The following is a 15,340-nucleotide window of genomic DNA, read 5'->3' on the forward strand; positions in this document are numbered from 1 at the left end:
ATCCTCCTCCTTCATTAAGTAGTCAATCAATGTCATCAGTTGTTAGAATTGATTTTTTCTATAAACTCTACTACGAATGTTATTATCAACATAAATGTGAAAACGCTTTGCAAATAGATAACTAATCCCCATATAGCAGATGTTATAGTTCCACTATTTAGTAATGAATAGACAAATTTACTTATTCTTCCAGCCTCAGGGTGTGATGGCGCATTCAAGTAAAAGGCTGTGACAATTGAGCAAAATAGTACTAATGACATAAGTCTTGTTTTCAAATTGCAATTTGATGGAAAAATTACTGAGTTAGTAATTGGCTTTTTGATTAGCCAATTTGACAATATAGCAATCATTAATATTGACATCGTCCAGGAAATGGCGAGTATCAAACATGTGTTGTTTGGGTCTTTAGATATAATCGTTGTATTTTTAAGTGATGGAACCAATATTTTTACTACTTCACAAAAGTTTTTTGATATTACAAGGTTGCCAAGGTCAAATATTGAAATCATTACAGCAAATAACAAGTAGAAATAAACAGTTTTAGTTATTTTATTAAAGACCTTCTGCATTCTTGGATCGAATAAATTTTTAGTTTGTAATCCGTAATCCAAAATAGTTTTATTTTTGTTTAATTTACTTGAATTACTATTTCTGATGAGTTTTGATTTGTAATATTTATCAAAGATTAAACCACACTTTATGCAAACTTCATTGGACTCTTGCACTTCCAAACATTTAGGGCATTGACAAATATCATTATTCAATTTGGGATAAATAGGGACATTTTTTAAATTACGGCCTGATGTGCCATTTGTTTCAGTATTCCTTGTCGCATTGCCACCCATCCCCCCCCCCTCTGAATTCAGAATCTTCATTTTTGTTCCAGTTCATCGGATCAGGTCACCTTCTTCCAGCGGAAACCCCTCCCACCAGCCAGGCCGTCAGCTCTCAGGTCAACCAACTTAACTACTGTCAACGGCAACCGAAAATTGACCCACTTTACCGTTGATCGGAAATTGAAAAATGACCTTTAAAATTACTAAAAGCTTGTTATTGAAGTTGCTTTCTCCTTGATTATTTTTGTTGCTTGTGAAATTGATTCAGAATCTTCAACAACCATATCTGTAAATGTTACGACGATTCCGTCCCAATATATTGACTTCCAATAATTAAACAAATCTTCTGTCCATAGTGGTGGCTTACTATTTGTTAGAAACATTGCTCGATCACCTCGCACTTTTACATGCATGGATTCGTAATATATTGTTCTTTTCTCGAAAATTCGAAGATATGGATTTACCTCAACACAGGTTTTATAAAATATAACATCACCCATACGATATATTTGAATGATCGTTGGAGAGTAAATTACGAGTATCCATGACAATATAAAAAGTATTGATTTTGTTGCCAATGAGCCCTCATTTGTTGGCCAGATTGCCGCAAGATTGCCTGTTGACAAATAAGGAATAATTGATCCGAAAACTGCAAACACATAACATCCAGCAAGTGCAAACATAACAAAGAAATAAAATAAATGTTTGTACTTCAATACGATAGGATAAGCAGGATTTTTTTCGGAAGGGACATTAAGGGGACAGACTACCTTTCCCCTTCCCTCTTCTTCAGTCGTCCTCTTGGATTCATTGTTGACCCCAGACCAAGTTTGTTGCTTATTCGTTGCTGCCATTCTTCCCCTCCACAAGATGTCTGATGGTTTAAGCTTCTTCTACACTTTTTAAACTCCCTGCCCGTCTGGATAGAATTAGGGACACTTCCCGTATTCTTCCGGATAGAATTAGGGACACTTCCCGTATTCTTCCGGCGGAAACCCCTCCCGCCAGCCATTGCCAGGCCGTCAGCTCTCAGGTCAACCAACTTAACTACGTCTCCAAAGGGATACCTATTCTTAAATCTCCGACACAAACTCCTCGAACTTCCCATTCGGCCCTACCGGCAGATCCGGCAAACAGACAATTGTCATTTCAAAGTGATGGCCTAATGATCGCCTGACAATTGCACACAGAGCATCTTTTTCCGAAGTTACAAGTGGGCGATCTACAATAAGACGCATTTCAATAGTTGAGATATTTTTCTGGATCAGCTGATATTGACGCACCGGCGCAACTGAGCGATATTCGGCGAATCCCACCAGGGGCCAGTGTTTCTTACCATCCGGCATGGTGACCATATTTCGTACACGTCCATATATCTTGGAGAGTGTGGGAAGTCCCCGGCCGCAGGGACAAGGCGGACCGACCTCGGCAAAGTCGCGTAGTTCCTAGCGCAGCAGCGGCATGGCAAAACCGTGCAGCGTGGTGACAATGATTCTGCCGGTTTCTCCCGGGGCACAGGGGCGGCCCGAATCGTCCACAACCTCAACCAGAAGGCTTTCCGACTGCACGTGGCAAAGGCCCGACTCAGGGCACTGGAGAGCAATATTTCCCACCTCCTGTGAACTGTAGAGATCAACAGGCTGTATACCAAACAGCTCTTCACACTCCATCCTCACGCAGGAAGGGAGAACCTCGCCGATAGTCTGAATTCCTTTAAGCCTCAACGGAATCGATCCATGTTCACGGAAAGACCGCATGAGCGCGCCGAGATTGGAAGGGTAAGTAAGCAGATAGTCTGGCTCATGGCTGACCAGCCAGGCTGCCTGACGACAGATGTCCGTGCCGATGGAAAGGGACGCACTGGGGCCGGTTGCAAACAGCCTGCTCGTTGCACCTCCCCAATCTTCACATGTCACACCATCATCAGCGGCAGGCACTCCAGCTCGAATGACGCAGAGCTTGCCGGACAAATCACGCTGATGCCAGCTGTGGTTACGCAGGGTTACCGCCTGCCACATAAGGATGTCATACCTGCTGCGCAGTACCTCCACCGGCTGACCGGTGATCAACGGCCTCTGTGAGCTTTTTGACGATGTGGAACTTGTCGAAGACTATTGTTGCTTGAGGTGCTTTTACCTTCACCGCTACTTTGGCAAAGACTTTATTGCTCCGGAAGTAAAGCAGGATGCGATGATTACCATGCAGCAAGCCTTGATACCACACCTGGCCTGGCAGATGCAGCAACCGGTTTATCCGATAGCAATTCCGTGAAAAACAAAAAGCCCCATCCTTCATTGCAACTTTCTTAGTGAAAGTCCTGGTGAAAGCCGGGGCAAAAAGAAAGGAAATCACGAATGATTTCCTGTAGTTCTAATGGAGCGGGAAACGGGATTCGAAGCCCTTTAAAATCAAATAGCTATATAGCTATGCAGGCGATATCAAAATAATATCAGACAGTTACTATTTCTTTCGGTGTGTCCAAAGTTCAATTGAATTCAAGCAGATTCGTGTCAATTCAGGCATCACAGGAACAGTTTAGTTACAGCTGTTCCTAGGCCTCGAAGGCTCCCAAAATTTAGAAATGTTCAGAGATAAAATCATGGAAACTCACAAAGGATGGACATTTTATAGATATTTGCGAAACATCTATTTTTTCAACGATTTTTGAATTATGTTTTGTATTTATATAAACCACAGTATCGTCAGAGCACTTTTCAACAATGCTTCCTAAATGTTCTTTGGGTGAAATGACGGTTTCCGGGTGATGAATATTATCAGGCATCTTTCTTAACTTTAAAGCATCTTTGATTGCATTTGAATCAGACAATAACCATGCTTCCAGTTCTTCAGTAGGGATACTAACAAGCCATTTACTGAATGGATTCGGAACAAGTGAATCAATTATTTGCTTCCTTAATATTCCCTCCTGATTTCTATCAAGGTCATGAACAACAATTAAGACACCACATCCCTTTTGCTTTAATTGATTTGCCCAAGCACTACATTTTCTTTTGATTTTTCCACAACCTTTACCAACAAACTTTTTAGCACCAATATTCTCTTTACCAGATATCCTCTTAATTAATAATCTAATGGATTCAACGTCTGAATCATCTTCAGCGATTATGCCAACAAGAGAGGTCTTCTTACTCATTATCGAATCCCCCCTCTTTCCAGTATTCACCAAGATTGCCTGATTCCTCCAAATAAGTTTTTAATGCTTTATAATCGTTTTTGCTCATATATTTATTTAACGGTTTTACAGTAGTGCCACTTTTTTCTGATTTTTTAACAAGTACAATATTATCAGGTTCAAGATGGTCTAAAACGAAATCTGAATGAGTGCTTATAATGATTTGTTTTTTCTTTGACTGTGTTTTTATTAGTTCAATAATGCTACTTAGCAAGCCGTGATGGATACATACTTCAGGCTCTTCAATCAACAACACTTTACTACTATCTGTTAAAATATAGTACACTAGAGCCAATGTTTTGAAAGTTCCCTCAGACAACTGATTTGGTGATAAATTATTGCCGTCTATATTTATATTAGGTACGACAAGTAACCTATTTTTCTCAATTTTATGTATTTTACCACCTGACCTCACCTCGTAAGAGCTTGAAGGCATCTCCACTTCAGTAAAAGAAATACTATCAATCAAACCAATGCCATTACTATTTACTGCATTTATATATTTTTTGTAGGAGACTTCATCAGCTTTAAAGGATTTATATAAATCTAATATAAATTGATCGTGCGAAGTAGAATATCTTGTTCTTCTAACAGGCTTATTATCTTCTAATTCAATTGAAACTGGGCAGCGTGAAGGATCTGAAAATTGGCTAGCACTGTAATAGCTTATACTATTCAATAATTCGATAGCCTCCTTTATTAAAGGATATCTATTGATCTCGACTATTTTTTCAATATACTTGTGATTAAACCACCATCTACGGTGATTAATCATTCGATTATCTGAAGTAATGTGACTTGATTCGAAATTAAGTACAAATTCGATCGGAATAACAAGCCATTCTGATTTTCCAGTGTAGTCTTTAAGATTACACTTTATCTCAGAAGAAATAACAAAATCTGTATTTTTTTCATCCGTATCATAGTTTATTCTGCCTTTTAAATACAGGCACTTATCGCCTTGCTCGATGTCAACACTAATTTTGCATGTATATGTAGAAAATTCAGTTTCTTGTATAGGAGAATACCTTATTCTACATGACTTCTTAAGCAACTGTATTCCATTTAGCACTGAACTTTTTCCTGCACCATTTATCCCAATTAGGCTTGTTAGCTCGGCATTAAATGGAACTGCTGTTTTAATGCACGACCTATATGCTTCTATGCAGAACCTCTTTATTTTCATTTCCCCCCCTAATAACGTCTGTGGATCAAAATTCAGTAGTGGTACGCAGGTTCTTTATACAGGTATTTTTACTGCCGGTGGCAATATCAAAATTTGCCCCCGTTTAAGTAACACAGGAACCTAGCAATACATTCCTTCCATATCACATGAGGTCCTTCATATAAAGCAGATATCCACTTAGCCCGTGGCCGCCCCGATGGAGTGCGGAGGCCGGGTGCAGACCGGAGCAAACCAATGGGCGACGTTAAGGCCCGAAGCGAGCGAATGTGAGCCGGTAAGCGGAGCGATAGCAAAGCGTCGAGGGTTCTTCGGTATCAGTGTTCAATCGTCAAAAGTCTCCATCTTCATTATTTGATTTGTGGTATTCATGATAATCTGCCTGATAACATCAAAAATTTCCGGAGTCCGCATGCTTGCAGTTGAAAAATGGGCACAGAATAAACACCCACTTATTGCCCTGTTTGCCCCCCAGGTTGCCGCTTTTGCACGTGAAGCACCGGATATACTCAAGCACCAGAAAAGTCACAGGCTCTTGTCTCACACCTTTCCAGTCCCCGACCTGCCTTCCTGGCACGCCATGTACCGTTCACATCGGCGATACATCAACCCTTTCCTTGAAATGATCTTCCAGGCTTCGCCATATGCACGACATTTGATTGAATTCGGGGCGGCACTCCAAGACATTCCCCGCCACCTGGAACAATTTAAAGAAAAGGGCATCAGTCCTGAACAGCTCAAAGAGGGGCAAGAGTACTTAAAAGAAATCTTGCAGATGTCTTTTGCCGAAATTCAGGGAGATTTAGACGACACTCCGCTTACACCGGAAGTACGTGCTGCAGTCCAGCAATACAAGGATAATGACGAAACGGCGCTTGCTTTCATGTTCCTGGTAGCTTATCCCTGCTGGTTCCTATACAAGGAATGGCCCTCCAGGCTTTACCACAAGGCAATCAAGGGAGACACCACTGCCATTCATAAACTATTACGCCTTGACCCCTTCACGCTCCATGATCCAGCAATCGGCAAACAAATTCAGCACATTCGAATTCATGGCCGCCAGAGCCTCTATGCGGAATTATTGGCCGCCCCATTAAAACCGGTCAGAGTCAAACTAACCAGTCGAACCATAAAAGACATGCTTGCCGGGGCTATATCTCTACTGGCTGAGGCTATCAAGCAACCTCTCACATCAACAGACATTCGCGACCTCTTTGATGCTGTGGCCCAGGATGCCGACAAGCAAGAGATTGACACGAGCCTTCCTGAAAGCCAGGAAGCATACTCCAAAGTTATTCAGCGTAACCGGCCCGATTGGAAACCGCTGTTACAGCCCGGACAGAAGAAAGTGAAGTAGTGTCCGGGTACACTCCCCGGCTGAAGAGTAAACCACCTCCTAAGATTTCTACTTTTCTTAGGAGGCAGTATGAAAAACCAAAGCAACACCCCCGCCGAATGCAATCCCATTCCCGAAAACAGCAATCATCTTCTTAATGTCAATTCTTCTGATGAAGCGGCAGGGTTCGCTGGCTCTGCCGGCACCCCTGCCGCAAGCTCGGAAGGATCCTTTTGCATGGCGTCATCTGTAACACGCCATGCGCAAAACCCACCTGCTGAAAATTTCCAGTTCCTGCTCTGCGGTTTCGACTCTCTGGATCTCGGTTTGTTTGTCAAATGGGAAACAAACTGGGAGGAGATTTGTTCTTCTCTCGAATCAAAAAAGCAAACTGCCCAGAACCAGAAAGGAATTACTGACACCACCGACATTGGCCGTGAATTTTTACACCTGCCCAGCGGCAAACCACCAAACTACCGCTTTCATCTTCAGTTCCTGGAATATCATCTGTATCTCGCCTCTTCCAAAGAGTACGGCACCTCGCCCAATGTCTATGTATCAATCAATTCCTCTGCACTTTGGCATTTAAAGATTGGCTGCCTCCTGGAACTGTTAGAGTTCGACCTGGCAAATTTCGGCGGCACAATAGAGCGTGTTCAACCAAGCCGTGTCGATCTCTGTGCAGATTTCAGACTTGATGCTCCACTTAGCTTTCCCTTTCTGGAAACCCACCGAACAGCAAGAAGCCGCAAAACGGAAACCTTCATGGACGGCACCACTCTGGAAACCTTCTATTGTGGGGCTCCTGGGGCACCGATGCGGCTCCGTATCTATGACAAGGGCAAGGAAATATGCAAAAGCAATAAATTATGGTTTGCCGCTCTCTGGAATACGGACGACCTTACCGGCATTTGGCGGGTGGAATACCAGATCAGGCGTTCAGTGCTCCGCCAATTCCGAGTAAAGGACCTGGACGGCCTCCTAGAGATGCTCGGTTCAATCTGGCAATACCTCACCTCGGAATGGTTCTCTTTGCGAATCCCAGACAACGACAAAGCAGAAAGGCGCACTGTTCATCCTTGGTGGCAGGCTGTTCAGGGATGCGGCGCTCTGCTTGGTGACAACATCGGAATAAAACGAATCTACGCCAGTGATGATGTGCAAAGCATCAAAGAGATACTGCCGCACGTGTTCGGCCGCATGATCACCATTGCCGCTCTCTCCGGCGTCAAGGAAAGAACAAAGTCAATCCATCACCTGTGCAAGCTTCTTTTTGACAGCACCGATGATGATAAGTTCAACGCAAAGTATCAGGAAAAACTGATCAAACTTGGCTATCGTGGAACCCTGGGAGGTGCTGAAGATGATTCCCTCCCCTTCTAGTCTGGAGCTTCTGACTGTTGATCAATTCGCAGTGTTGCTCAAGGTATCCAGAACCACTGTGTTCCACCTTCTGAAAACTGGCGACCTCCAGGAAGGTGTTCATTACATTCGTCTCGGTCGAATTCTCCGCTTTCGCTGGCAAGAAGAATTACTTTTCAGAAAGAGGCCAGGGAACAAAAAGAAGACAGCCTCCAAGAAGCGACCAACAGCACCGGGACGATCGGCACCATCAGCAACGGCAGCGGTGAATTTGGATTATGGGGCTTTGACTGTATGAAAGGTCAGGCCGCAGGCCTCAATAACCATGGCGTGTGGGCCTTTGCTTTCACGCCATCCACAACCGCCTTTGCTTTTCCGTGTGCCGGTGCATTACCCGATGAGGCTGAATCGCGTAGAAGATGCCGGAATCACTGGCGCTGTCTCTCGCGGCCTCAACAACAGATTGTAAAGGGAAGTTAAAGCCGCTATGCTCCCTCTCGAACTTTTGGCACATCGAAGGGAGGGTAACGGAATGGAGTAATTAAATGAGAGCAAGAAAGGGCACGCTAGCCCTGGAAACACCAGCAAAAGAAATAGGCAGCGTCAAGCGGCGCAAGGATTCGAAGAAGCTCTATGTGGACTTTTACTATTTTGGTCACAGGATCATCCGTTCCACTGAACTTGATGACACCCCGGCCAATGAACAGAAAGTCAGAGACTTCCTCAATCGGATTACGGGACGGATAGAAGCGGGAACTTTCAAGTTTGCTGAAGCATTCCCAGGATCAACCAGAAAGGAAAAGGCTTTCTTCACAAGCCTGGAAGGAAGGGAATATCATCCTGAGCCTCACCAGGTGCTTTTTGGAGATTACGTCAAAGAATGGATGAAAACCGTCTTCCCTTCTTTCGGATCACCAACTAAGCACCGGGATTACCAGGAATCAATCAGGAAGATTCTACCTTACTTCCGCAACATGACCTTTCACCAGATCACCGGCCAGGAGCTTTACAGATTCACCGAGTCACTGAAATGGAAGACCGGAGCCAACAAGGGCAAACCGCTGTCCCGGTCACGCAAGGTTAATATTCTGATTCCCTTCCGCGCTATCTGGAATGATGCCTGTGAGCATTACAGATGGGTGATAAAAAGTCCTTGTGACGGTATCCACAAGAAGCTGCCAAAGACCGAGAAGAAAGAGCGCCTTGCCCTTCGGTTCCACGACTGGCAACTGTTCCTTGAAAACCTGGAAGAGCATTACAAGCCTATTGCAGAACTGATGATCCTGACCGGAATGATTGTTTCAGAACTTTCGGCCCTGACAAAAGACAGCATTCAGGGGGAATACCTGAAACTGACCTCTTCTTATGTGCTCAAGGAAGAGAAAACCAGCATGAAGACCGCTTTCCGCAAGCGTGATATCTACATCACAGAGGCGATCAGGTCACGGCTGAACATTCTGACTGCAAGAGCAAAGACCCCTTTCCTTGTAACAAGCAGTCGAGGAACCAGACTGAACAGCACCGACTTTGCCAAAGTATGGAAGAAAGCGGTGGATAAAGCCGGGATAGCTCCAATGACCTCCTATATTGCACGACACTCTTTCGCCGCCTGGAGCCTTACCATTGGAATCAATCATCTTCGACTTGTAAAGCTCATGGGGCATGCATCTAAGCAAATGGTGTTTGAGGTGTACGGGAATTACGTGGAAGGTCTTGAAGAGGATGCGGAAGCGATTTACCACTACTTCGGCCAGGACTTCATCATGCCCCGGAAAAGCAAAAGCCCGATACCGTTTAGATACAGTACCGGGCACAGTGCGGGGTTCGATGCTGCTAACTTATCAAACCCATTAATGATTTAATGGAGCGGGAAACGGGATTCGAACCCGCGACCTTCAGCTTGGGAAGCTGACACTCTACCACTGAGTTATTCCCGCTTGGTGAGCATGTATAAATGCCAAGAGATCGCAGTTTTGTCAACAGTTAATTGGCCGTGACAGCTGCGCCAATCTAAACGATATGCTTGATGAAGAAGTCTTTGACCTGCTCCAGGTCGGCATCCATCAGGTCACAGCGGGTCGGTTTGCCGTGCAGAGCAGCTATCCCGGGTGGAATGGGCGTGGCCGCGCTGGTGGCTTTTTCCACCGCTTCTCCGAATTTTGCAGGATGGGCCGTGGCGAGGCATACACGTGCAATATCCGCAGGTAGCAGGTCCAGTGCCGCCCGCACGCCTACTGCTGTGTGCGGATCAAGAATGTAGCCGGTTTCCCGATTAAAGCTGCCGATGGTTTCTAGTGTTTGGGCCTGATCCACCGAAGCGGAAGCAAAGTCAGCCTGCACACGAGCCATTTCTTCACTCGAAAAGGTAATACGCCCCTGCTCCTTTAGTTGGGTAAAAGCACCCCGCACACGAGCGGAATCTTGGTTGTAGAGATAAAAAAGGTAGCGTTCAAAATTGGAGGCCAGCTGAATATCCATTGAGGGTGATGCAGTGGATACAACGTCTGAAAGCGAGTAATCACCATCGTTGACGAAGCGGGTCAGGATGTTGTTTTCATTGGTGGCCAGCAGCAGCTTATCAATAGGCAGTCCCATCTTCTTTGCAACATACCCGGCAAAGATGTCGCCAAAGTTTCCGGTAGGAACGGAGAAGGAAACCTTCCGCTCATCTTCATCTGTTACACGCAGCCAGGCATAGAAATAATAGACAACCTGAGCCAGCACGCGTGCCCAGTTGATGGAGTTAACTGCACCGAGGGAATATTTTTTCTTGAATTCAAGATCGTTGAAGAGCGCCTTGACGATGTCCTGGCAATCATCAAAAGTTCCGCTTACGGCGATGTTATGCACGTTTGCATCGGTAACGGTGGTCATCTGCAGGGCCTGAACCGGGGACGTTTTACCATGGGGATGCAGGATAAAGATGTTGATCCCCTTCTTGCCGCGCACACCGTGAATGGCAGCACTGCCGGTGTCGCCGGAGGTTGCGCCGATGATGTTGAGTTGCTCATTTCGCTCGGCGAGGATGTATTCAAACAAATTGCCGAGGAACTGGAGCGCCACGTCCTTGAATGCCAGAGTGACACCATGAAACAGTTCCAGAATATAAACGCCGTCGTGTTTGACCACCGGGGTTATTTCCGGATGGCTGAAGGTCGCGTAAGAGCGATTGATCAAATCCTTGAGGTCTGCAGGCGGGATGTCATCGACGAATCCCGAGATAATGTGAAAGGCAAGCTCTTGATAGGAAAGAGAGCGCCACTCTTCCAACTGCTGACGGCTGACCTGAGGGTATGCTTCCGGAAGCAGCAAACCACCATCTGTTGCCAGTCCCATCATGACAGCGTCTTTGAAGGCGATCGGCTGGATTCCGCCGCGGGTGCTGATATAGTGCATCAAGGTAACCTCTCTTGCGAAGTAAATGATCGGTAAATATAACAGAAAGGGATCGGATTGAAAAGAGGTTCACCCGCCAGAAGAGACAGAAAGCACTCCCTGGCGGAGTTCTCCGGGAGCCATCAGGAAAAATGCCCGAAACATGCAGTATTTATAGAATTCGCTGAACAGCAGGGAAAAGCTGCCGCCATGATTCCACCAGGTTTCCTTCAGATTCTTTGTATCAACCGGATGGGGATAAATGGCAATATCCTTGGGCAAAGCATTGCGCAAAAGGATTGAAGCCCTTTTCATGTGGTAGCGCGAGGTGATGAGTTTGATGGAGCGGATGTTTTTCTGTACGATTACATCACGTCCGTAAATGGCATTCTCCAAAGTGTTGCGTGAGTTTTTTTCCAGGATCACGCCTTCGGAAGATGGATCGCCCTGCCTTGGCCGATAGAGATCTGAACGACGCACTGATGGATCGACCCCGATAAGGAAAAGCCACGCAGCTTTGCCTTCGCGATACAACCGCACTCCCTCCTCTACCCTCCCCTTGCCGCCAGCCAGTACGACGATCGCATCGGCCTTTACCTCACGAGGGCGATAGGAAAAGGTTTTATAGGTAAAATCTATAAATAGAATTGCGACCACAACCAGTGCAATTAACAGCAATGTAAGCAAAGCCTTGATGATCTTCATAGGTAATCCGGAAGTTTTCCCTTGCAACCTTGGGGCGGATCTGATAAAAAATGTTTTTCAGAATTTAACGGAGGAATAACTATATGTCGAGAATTTGTGAAATCTGCGGTAAAGGTCCCAGCTTCGGTAACAACGTGAGCCACGCTAACAACAAAACCCGTACCGTATGGTACCCGAACCTTCAGAAGGTTAAAGCAGTGAGAAACGGCAACGTCAGATCCATCAAGGTCTGCACCCGTTGCATCCGCTCCGGCCACGTAACTAAAGCGCTCTAAGGGCAACTTACAACAGTTTGCAGTTTTTAGCCGCGGTGCATTTATTGCCCGCGGCTTTTGCCGCTTATTCATCCGATTTACACACCTTCTGCCCAATCAATTCCCCAATCGACAATTCGAATACTACGAAGCAACCTGCTATTCCTGCACCCTGGCTATGACTTCAATTTCAAGCAGTGCACCACGCGGCAGACTTTTAACGGCTACTGTCGAGCGCGCCGGTTTGTGAGCAGCAAAGCAGCTGCCGTATATCTCGTTTACTTCCGTAAAATAAGCCATATCGACCAGAAAGATGGTGCTCTTGATTACATCGTCAAATCCTGCCCCGGCAGCAGCGAGTGTAGCTTTGATATTGGCCATCACCTGTCTTGCCTGACCACCCACATCTTCCCCGACCATTTCACCTGTAGCGGGATCAAGGGGTATCTGTCCGGAGCAGAATAGCAATCCACCTGCCTGAACAGCCTGGGAATAGGGACCTATTGCTGCTGGAGCCTTATCAGTTGCAATCGATTTCAAGTTCATTGTTTTATCCTTTCCACTTTGATCACACCCTTAACCTTCATTATCGAATTCATAACCTTCTGCAGGTGTGCCAGATCGACAACGTTCACCTCAAAGACATTCTCACCGCGTTTGTCCACCGTGCTGTGAATCTGGGCACTGGCGATATTGGCCTCGCAGTTGGTGATGGCGAGAGTGATACCTGCCAGCACCCCCTTCACATCATGACAAAGAACGCGAATTCTGACCGGCAGTGCAGCACTCTTGGCCTTGCTCCAAGCCACATCTATGCGGCGCTGGATGTCGGTTTCCATGGCTATTTTACAATCAGCGGTATGAACAGTGACACCCTTACCGCGGGTGATAAATCCGATGATATCGTCACCAGGCACAGGATTGCAGCACTTGCCGAAACGTACCAACACATCGTCAATCCCGCTGATCTCAACCGCCCCTGACGATTTACCCTTGAGCTTGTCTATGACCGTGCTGAGACGGGACTCCTTGCGCTCGGCCCGCTCTTGAACCTTTTCTTCCGGCAAAAGTTTGCCGACAATCTGGCCGGAAGAGATTTTTCCATAACCTACGGCAGCCAACAGATCATCGTCACCAGCAAACCCGAACTCGCCAGCCACCTTTTTGAATTCACCGGTTTTCTGAACTTTCTGCAGATTCAGCGAATACCTGCGGAAATCTTTTTCGCAGATCTCTCGTCCCAGCCCGATACTCCGCTTGCGCTCTTCGGTCTTGATCCAGGTGCGAATCCTGTTGCGGGCTCTGGAGCTCTTGACGATCTTGAGCCAGTCCTTGCTGGGGGTGTGATGGGGAGAAGTAATGACTTCAACAATGTCACCATTCTTCAGTTCATGCTTCAGCGGGACCAACTTACCGTTGACCTTGGCGCCCACGCAGCGATGTCCCACGTCGGAATGAATGGCGTACGCAAAATCAATCGGCGTAGATCCTTTTGGAAATGACTTCACATCTCCCTTGGGGGTGAAGACATATACCTCTTCCGAAAAGAGATCGACCTTAACGGAATCCATGAATTCTCTGGAATCCTGCAATTCCTGCTGCCATTCGAGCAACTGACGCAACCAGGCAAAGCGCTTGACTTCTTTCTCGTCATAGCCCTTGCCCTCTTTGTACTTCCAGTGGGCCGCGATGCCGGCATCAGCCACCCTGTGCATCTCATGGGTACGGATCTGCACTTCCATGCGATCACCGTGGGGACCAATGACCGTCGTATGCAGCGACTGGTACATGTTCCCCTTGGGCATGGCGATATAATCCTTAAAGCGTCCAGGAATCGGCTTCCAGGCTGAATGAATCACACCCAGAACCTCATAGCATTCACGCACATCATCAACCAAAATCCGCAGGGCGATCAGATCATAGATCTCCTCGAATTCCACATTGCGCTTTTCCATTTTGCGGTAGATGGAGAACAGATGCTTACTGCGCCCGGAGACCTCTCCCTTGATCGAGTGCAACTCCAGTTTCTCAGCAATAACCGCCTTGGCCTCCTCGACAAAGGCCTCGCGCTCCTGCTTCTTCATCGAAATCTTGCGCGCCAGATCAAAATAAATTTCAGGGTTCAGGTATCTGAACGAGAGATCTTCCAACTCTACCTTTACCCAGGAGATACCAAGGCGATTGGCGATAGGGGCGTAAATATCCATCGTCTCACGCGCAATGGAACGTTGCTTGGTTTCCGGCTGGAATTCCAGAGTGCGCATATTGTGAAGACGATCGGCCAGTTTGACCAGGATTACCCGGATATCAATGGCCATCGCCAAGAGCATCTTGCGGAAATTTTCTGCCTGACTCTCTTCCTTGGTTTTGAAGTAGATCTTACTGATCTTGGTGACACCTTCGACCAGCGTGGCAACTTCATCACCAAACATTTCTGAAAGCTCTTCCGCCGTGGCCAGGGTATCTTCGATTGTATCGTGGAGGAAGCCGGTAATGATACTGGGGACATCCAGACGAAGTTCGGCCAGCAGACCGGCCACTTCCATGGGGTGAATAATGTAAGGCTCTCCCGACAGGCGCGTCTGCCCCTGGTGAACCTTGGCACAGTAGACATAGGCCTTGCGAATAAGGTTCATGTCAGCAGCCGGGTTGTATGCTGCTACCTTCTCAAGGATGTCATTGAGCCTGATCATAGTTCCATTGCCTGGTGAGAGTTGGGAATAAAGATGTTACGGGAAGGATAAAGAAAGGGTGAAACCAACCTGAAATTGGTTTCACCCAGAGAACAACTAGAGGGCACGCTGCTGCTTTTTGGTCAGCTCGAAGCTCACTTTACCGGCTGCAATCTCCCGCAAGGCACTGACGACCAGACGGTTGTTCTTGGATTCCACAAGCGGCTTGGCGCCTTTATAGAGCTGCTTAACGCGCTTGGAGGCCAGCATGACCAAAAGGAAACGGTTCTCTACTTTATCAAGACAATCTTCTACTGTTACACGTGCCATATGGTAACTCCTTCTGCTGCACATTTGAGATTCACGCCAGAACCTCAGGCTGGGGGACGTAAAATGTCCAAAGCAGTATAACATGCTCACTGGA

Annotated in this window: 16 protein-coding genes and 1 tRNA gene; 4 read left to right on the forward strand and 13 right to left on the reverse strand. The window is 46.4% G+C overall.

The features are described from left to right. Positions 1-35 precede the first annotated feature (35 nt). From KJB30_RS04680 to KJB30_RS04710, 7 genes are all read right to left on the reverse strand, one after another. A complete protein-coding gene (locus KJB30_RS04680) occupies positions 36-875 on the reverse strand; it encodes a CHY zinc finger protein (RefSeq protein WP_214296772.1) in 840 nt (279 codons plus the stop codon). A 164-nt stretch (positions 876-1,039) separates the two neighbouring features. After that, positions 1,040-1,690, reverse strand: a complete 651-nt coding sequence (locus tag KJB30_RS04685) for a hypothetical protein (protein ID WP_214296773.1) — start codon at positions 1,688-1,690, stop codon at positions 1,040-1,042. A 219-nt stretch (positions 1,691-1,909) separates the two neighbouring features. Continuing rightward, complete coding sequence (locus tag KJB30_RS04690; RefSeq protein ID WP_214296774.1) at positions 1,910-2,191, reverse strand: hypothetical protein; 282 nt, start codon at positions 2,189-2,191, stop codon at positions 1,910-1,912. 90 nt (positions 2,192-2,281) lie between these two features. Beyond that, the gene (locus KJB30_RS04695; protein WP_214296775.1) at positions 2,282-2,905 is read right to left on the reverse strand and encodes a phenylacetate--CoA ligase family protein; all 624 of its coding nucleotides are present in this window, start codon (positions 2,903-2,905) and stop codon (positions 2,282-2,284) included. Continuing rightward, positions 2,862-3,188: a transposase gene (locus KJB30_RS04700; protein WP_214296776.1), complete on the reverse strand. Its 327-nt coding sequence runs from the start codon at positions 3,186-3,188 to the stop codon at positions 2,862-2,864. Before KJB30_RS04700 ends, KJB30_RS04695 begins: the two co-directional genes overlap by 44 nt. Before the next feature lie 223 nt (positions 3,189-3,411). Next, the gene (locus tag KJB30_RS04705; RefSeq protein WP_214296777.1) at positions 3,412-3,990 is read right to left on the reverse strand and encodes a DUF4276 family protein; all 579 of its coding nucleotides are present in this window, start codon (positions 3,988-3,990) and stop codon (positions 3,412-3,414) included. After that, positions 3,983-5,215, reverse strand: coding sequence for an AAA family ATPase (locus KJB30_RS04710; RefSeq protein ID WP_214296778.1), 1,233 nt, complete (start codon positions 5,213-5,215; stop codon positions 3,983-3,985). The genes KJB30_RS04705 and KJB30_RS04710 overlap by 8 nt, the downstream gene beginning before the upstream one ends. 409 nt (positions 5,216-5,624) lie before the next feature. On the opposite strand from KJB30_RS04710, the gene KJB30_RS04715 reads away from it, so the two are divergent. From KJB30_RS04715 to KJB30_RS04725, 3 genes are all read left to right on the forward strand, one after another. Next, entirely contained in the window at positions 5,625-6,569 is a 945-nt protein-coding gene (locus KJB30_RS04715) for a hypothetical protein (RefSeq protein ID WP_214296779.1), read from the forward strand. A 69-nt stretch (positions 6,570-6,638) separates the two neighbouring features. Next, a complete protein-coding gene (locus tag KJB30_RS04720) occupies positions 6,639-7,931 on the forward strand; it encodes a replication initiation factor domain-containing protein (protein WP_246545496.1) in 1,293 nt (430 codons plus the stop codon). Between the two features lie 524 nt (positions 7,932-8,455). Further along, entirely contained in the window at positions 8,456-9,772 is a 1,317-nt protein-coding gene (locus tag KJB30_RS04725) for an Arm DNA-binding domain-containing protein (RefSeq protein ID WP_214296780.1), read from the forward strand. On the opposite strand, the gene KJB30_RS04730 is transcribed toward KJB30_RS04725, so the two are convergent. From KJB30_RS04730 to KJB30_RS04740, 3 genes are all read right to left on the reverse strand, one after another. Then, positions 9,773-9,847, reverse strand: a tRNA-Gly gene (locus KJB30_RS04730). It lies immediately after the preceding gene. A 73-nt stretch (positions 9,848-9,920) separates the two neighbouring features. After that, positions 9,921-11,306, reverse strand: a complete 1,386-nt coding sequence (gene thrC / locus KJB30_RS04735) for a threonine synthase (protein WP_214296781.1) — start codon at positions 11,304-11,306, stop codon at positions 9,921-9,923. A gap of 69 nt (positions 11,307-11,375) precedes the next feature. Further along, complete coding sequence (locus KJB30_RS04740; RefSeq protein WP_214296782.1) at positions 11,376-11,990, reverse strand: YdcF family protein; 615 nt, start codon at positions 11,988-11,990, stop codon at positions 11,376-11,378. 83 nt (positions 11,991-12,073) lie between these two features. On the opposite strand from KJB30_RS04740, the gene rpmB reads away from it, so the two are divergent. Then, positions 12,074-12,265, forward strand: a complete 192-nt coding sequence (gene rpmB, locus KJB30_RS04745; RefSeq protein ID WP_214296783.1) for a 50S ribosomal protein L28 — start codon at positions 12,074-12,076, stop codon at positions 12,263-12,265. Positions 12,266-12,403: 138 nt separating this feature from the next. Here the strand turns inward: rpmB and KJB30_RS04750 are convergent, their stop codons facing one another. The 3 genes from KJB30_RS04750 to rpoZ all read right to left on the reverse strand — a co-directional run bounded on the left by KJB30_RS04750 (position 12,404) and on the right by rpoZ (position 15,246). Then, a complete protein-coding gene (locus KJB30_RS04750) occupies positions 12,404-12,790 on the reverse strand; it encodes a RidA family protein (RefSeq protein WP_214296784.1) in 387 nt (128 codons plus the stop codon). Continuing rightward, the gene (locus tag KJB30_RS04755; protein WP_214296785.1) at positions 12,787-14,937 is read right to left on the reverse strand and encodes a RelA/SpoT family protein; all 2,151 of its coding nucleotides are present in this window, start codon (positions 14,935-14,937) and stop codon (positions 12,787-12,789) included. Before KJB30_RS04755 ends, KJB30_RS04750 begins: the two co-directional genes overlap by 4 nt. Before the next feature lie 96 nt (positions 14,938-15,033). Continuing rightward, the gene (rpoZ, locus tag KJB30_RS04760) at positions 15,034-15,246 is read right to left on the reverse strand and encodes a DNA-directed RNA polymerase subunit omega (protein ID WP_214296786.1); all 213 of its coding nucleotides are present in this window, start codon (positions 15,244-15,246) and stop codon (positions 15,034-15,036) included. Between the last annotated feature and the right edge of the window lie 94 nt (positions 15,247-15,340).

Origin of the sequence: Pelotalea chapellei (genome assembly GCF_018531195.1) — a bacterium.
Taxonomy (GTDB): Bacteria; Desulfobacterota; Desulfuromonadia; order Geobacterales; family Pseudopelobacteraceae; genus Pelotalea; species Pelotalea chapellei.

What these genes read in the sequence shown, in the direction of transcription:
- KJB30_RS04705 (WP_214296777.1), bottom strand. Translation starts at nt 3,990, where the DNA reads ATGAGTAAGAAGACCTCTCTTGTTGGCATAATCGCTGAAGATGATTCA.
- KJB30_RS04755 (WP_214296785.1), bottom strand. Translation starts at nt 14,937, where the DNA reads ATGATCAGGCTCAATGACATCCTTGAGAAGGTAGCAGCATACAACCCG.
- KJB30_RS04750 (WP_214296784.1), bottom strand. Translation starts at nt 12,790, where the DNA reads ATGAACTTGAAATCGATTGCAACTGATAAGGCTCCAGCAGCAATAGGT.
- KJB30_RS04710 (WP_214296778.1), bottom strand. Translation starts at nt 5,215, where the DNA reads ATGAAAATAAAGAGGTTCTGCATAGAAGCATATAGGTCGTGCATTAAA.
- KJB30_RS04685 (WP_214296773.1), bottom strand. Translation starts at nt 1,690, where the DNA reads ATGGCAGCAACGAATAAGCAACAAACTTGGTCTGGGGTCAACAATGAA.
- KJB30_RS04715 (WP_214296779.1), top strand. Translation starts at nt 5,625, where the DNA reads ATGCTTGCAGTTGAAAAATGGGCACAGAATAAACACCCACTTATTGCC.
- KJB30_RS04680 (WP_214296772.1), bottom strand. Translation starts at nt 875, where the DNA reads ATGAAGATTCTGAATTCAGAGGGGGGGGGGATGGGTGGCAATGCGACA.
- KJB30_RS04690 (WP_214296774.1), bottom strand. Translation starts at nt 2,191, where the DNA reads ATGGTCACCATGCCGGATGGTAAGAAACACTGGCCCCTGGTGGGATTC.
- thrC (WP_214296781.1), bottom strand. Translation starts at nt 11,306, where the DNA reads ATGCACTATATCAGCACCCGCGGCGGAATCCAGCCGATCGCCTTCAAA.
- rpmB (WP_214296783.1), top strand. Translation starts at nt 12,074, where the DNA reads ATGTCGAGAATTTGTGAAATCTGCGGTAAAGGTCCCAGCTTCGGTAAC.
- rpoZ (WP_214296786.1), bottom strand. Translation starts at nt 15,246, where the DNA reads ATGGCACGTGTAACAGTAGAAGATTGTCTTGATAAAGTAGAGAACCGT.
- KJB30_RS04720 (WP_246545496.1), top strand. Translation starts at nt 6,639, where the DNA reads ATGAAAAACCAAAGCAACACCCCCGCCGAATGCAATCCCATTCCCGAA.
- KJB30_RS04725 (WP_214296780.1), top strand. Translation starts at nt 8,456, where the DNA reads ATGAGAGCAAGAAAGGGCACGCTAGCCCTGGAAACACCAGCAAAAGAA.
- KJB30_RS04740 (WP_214296782.1), bottom strand. Translation starts at nt 11,990, where the DNA reads ATGAAGATCATCAAGGCTTTGCTTACATTGCTGTTAATTGCACTGGTT.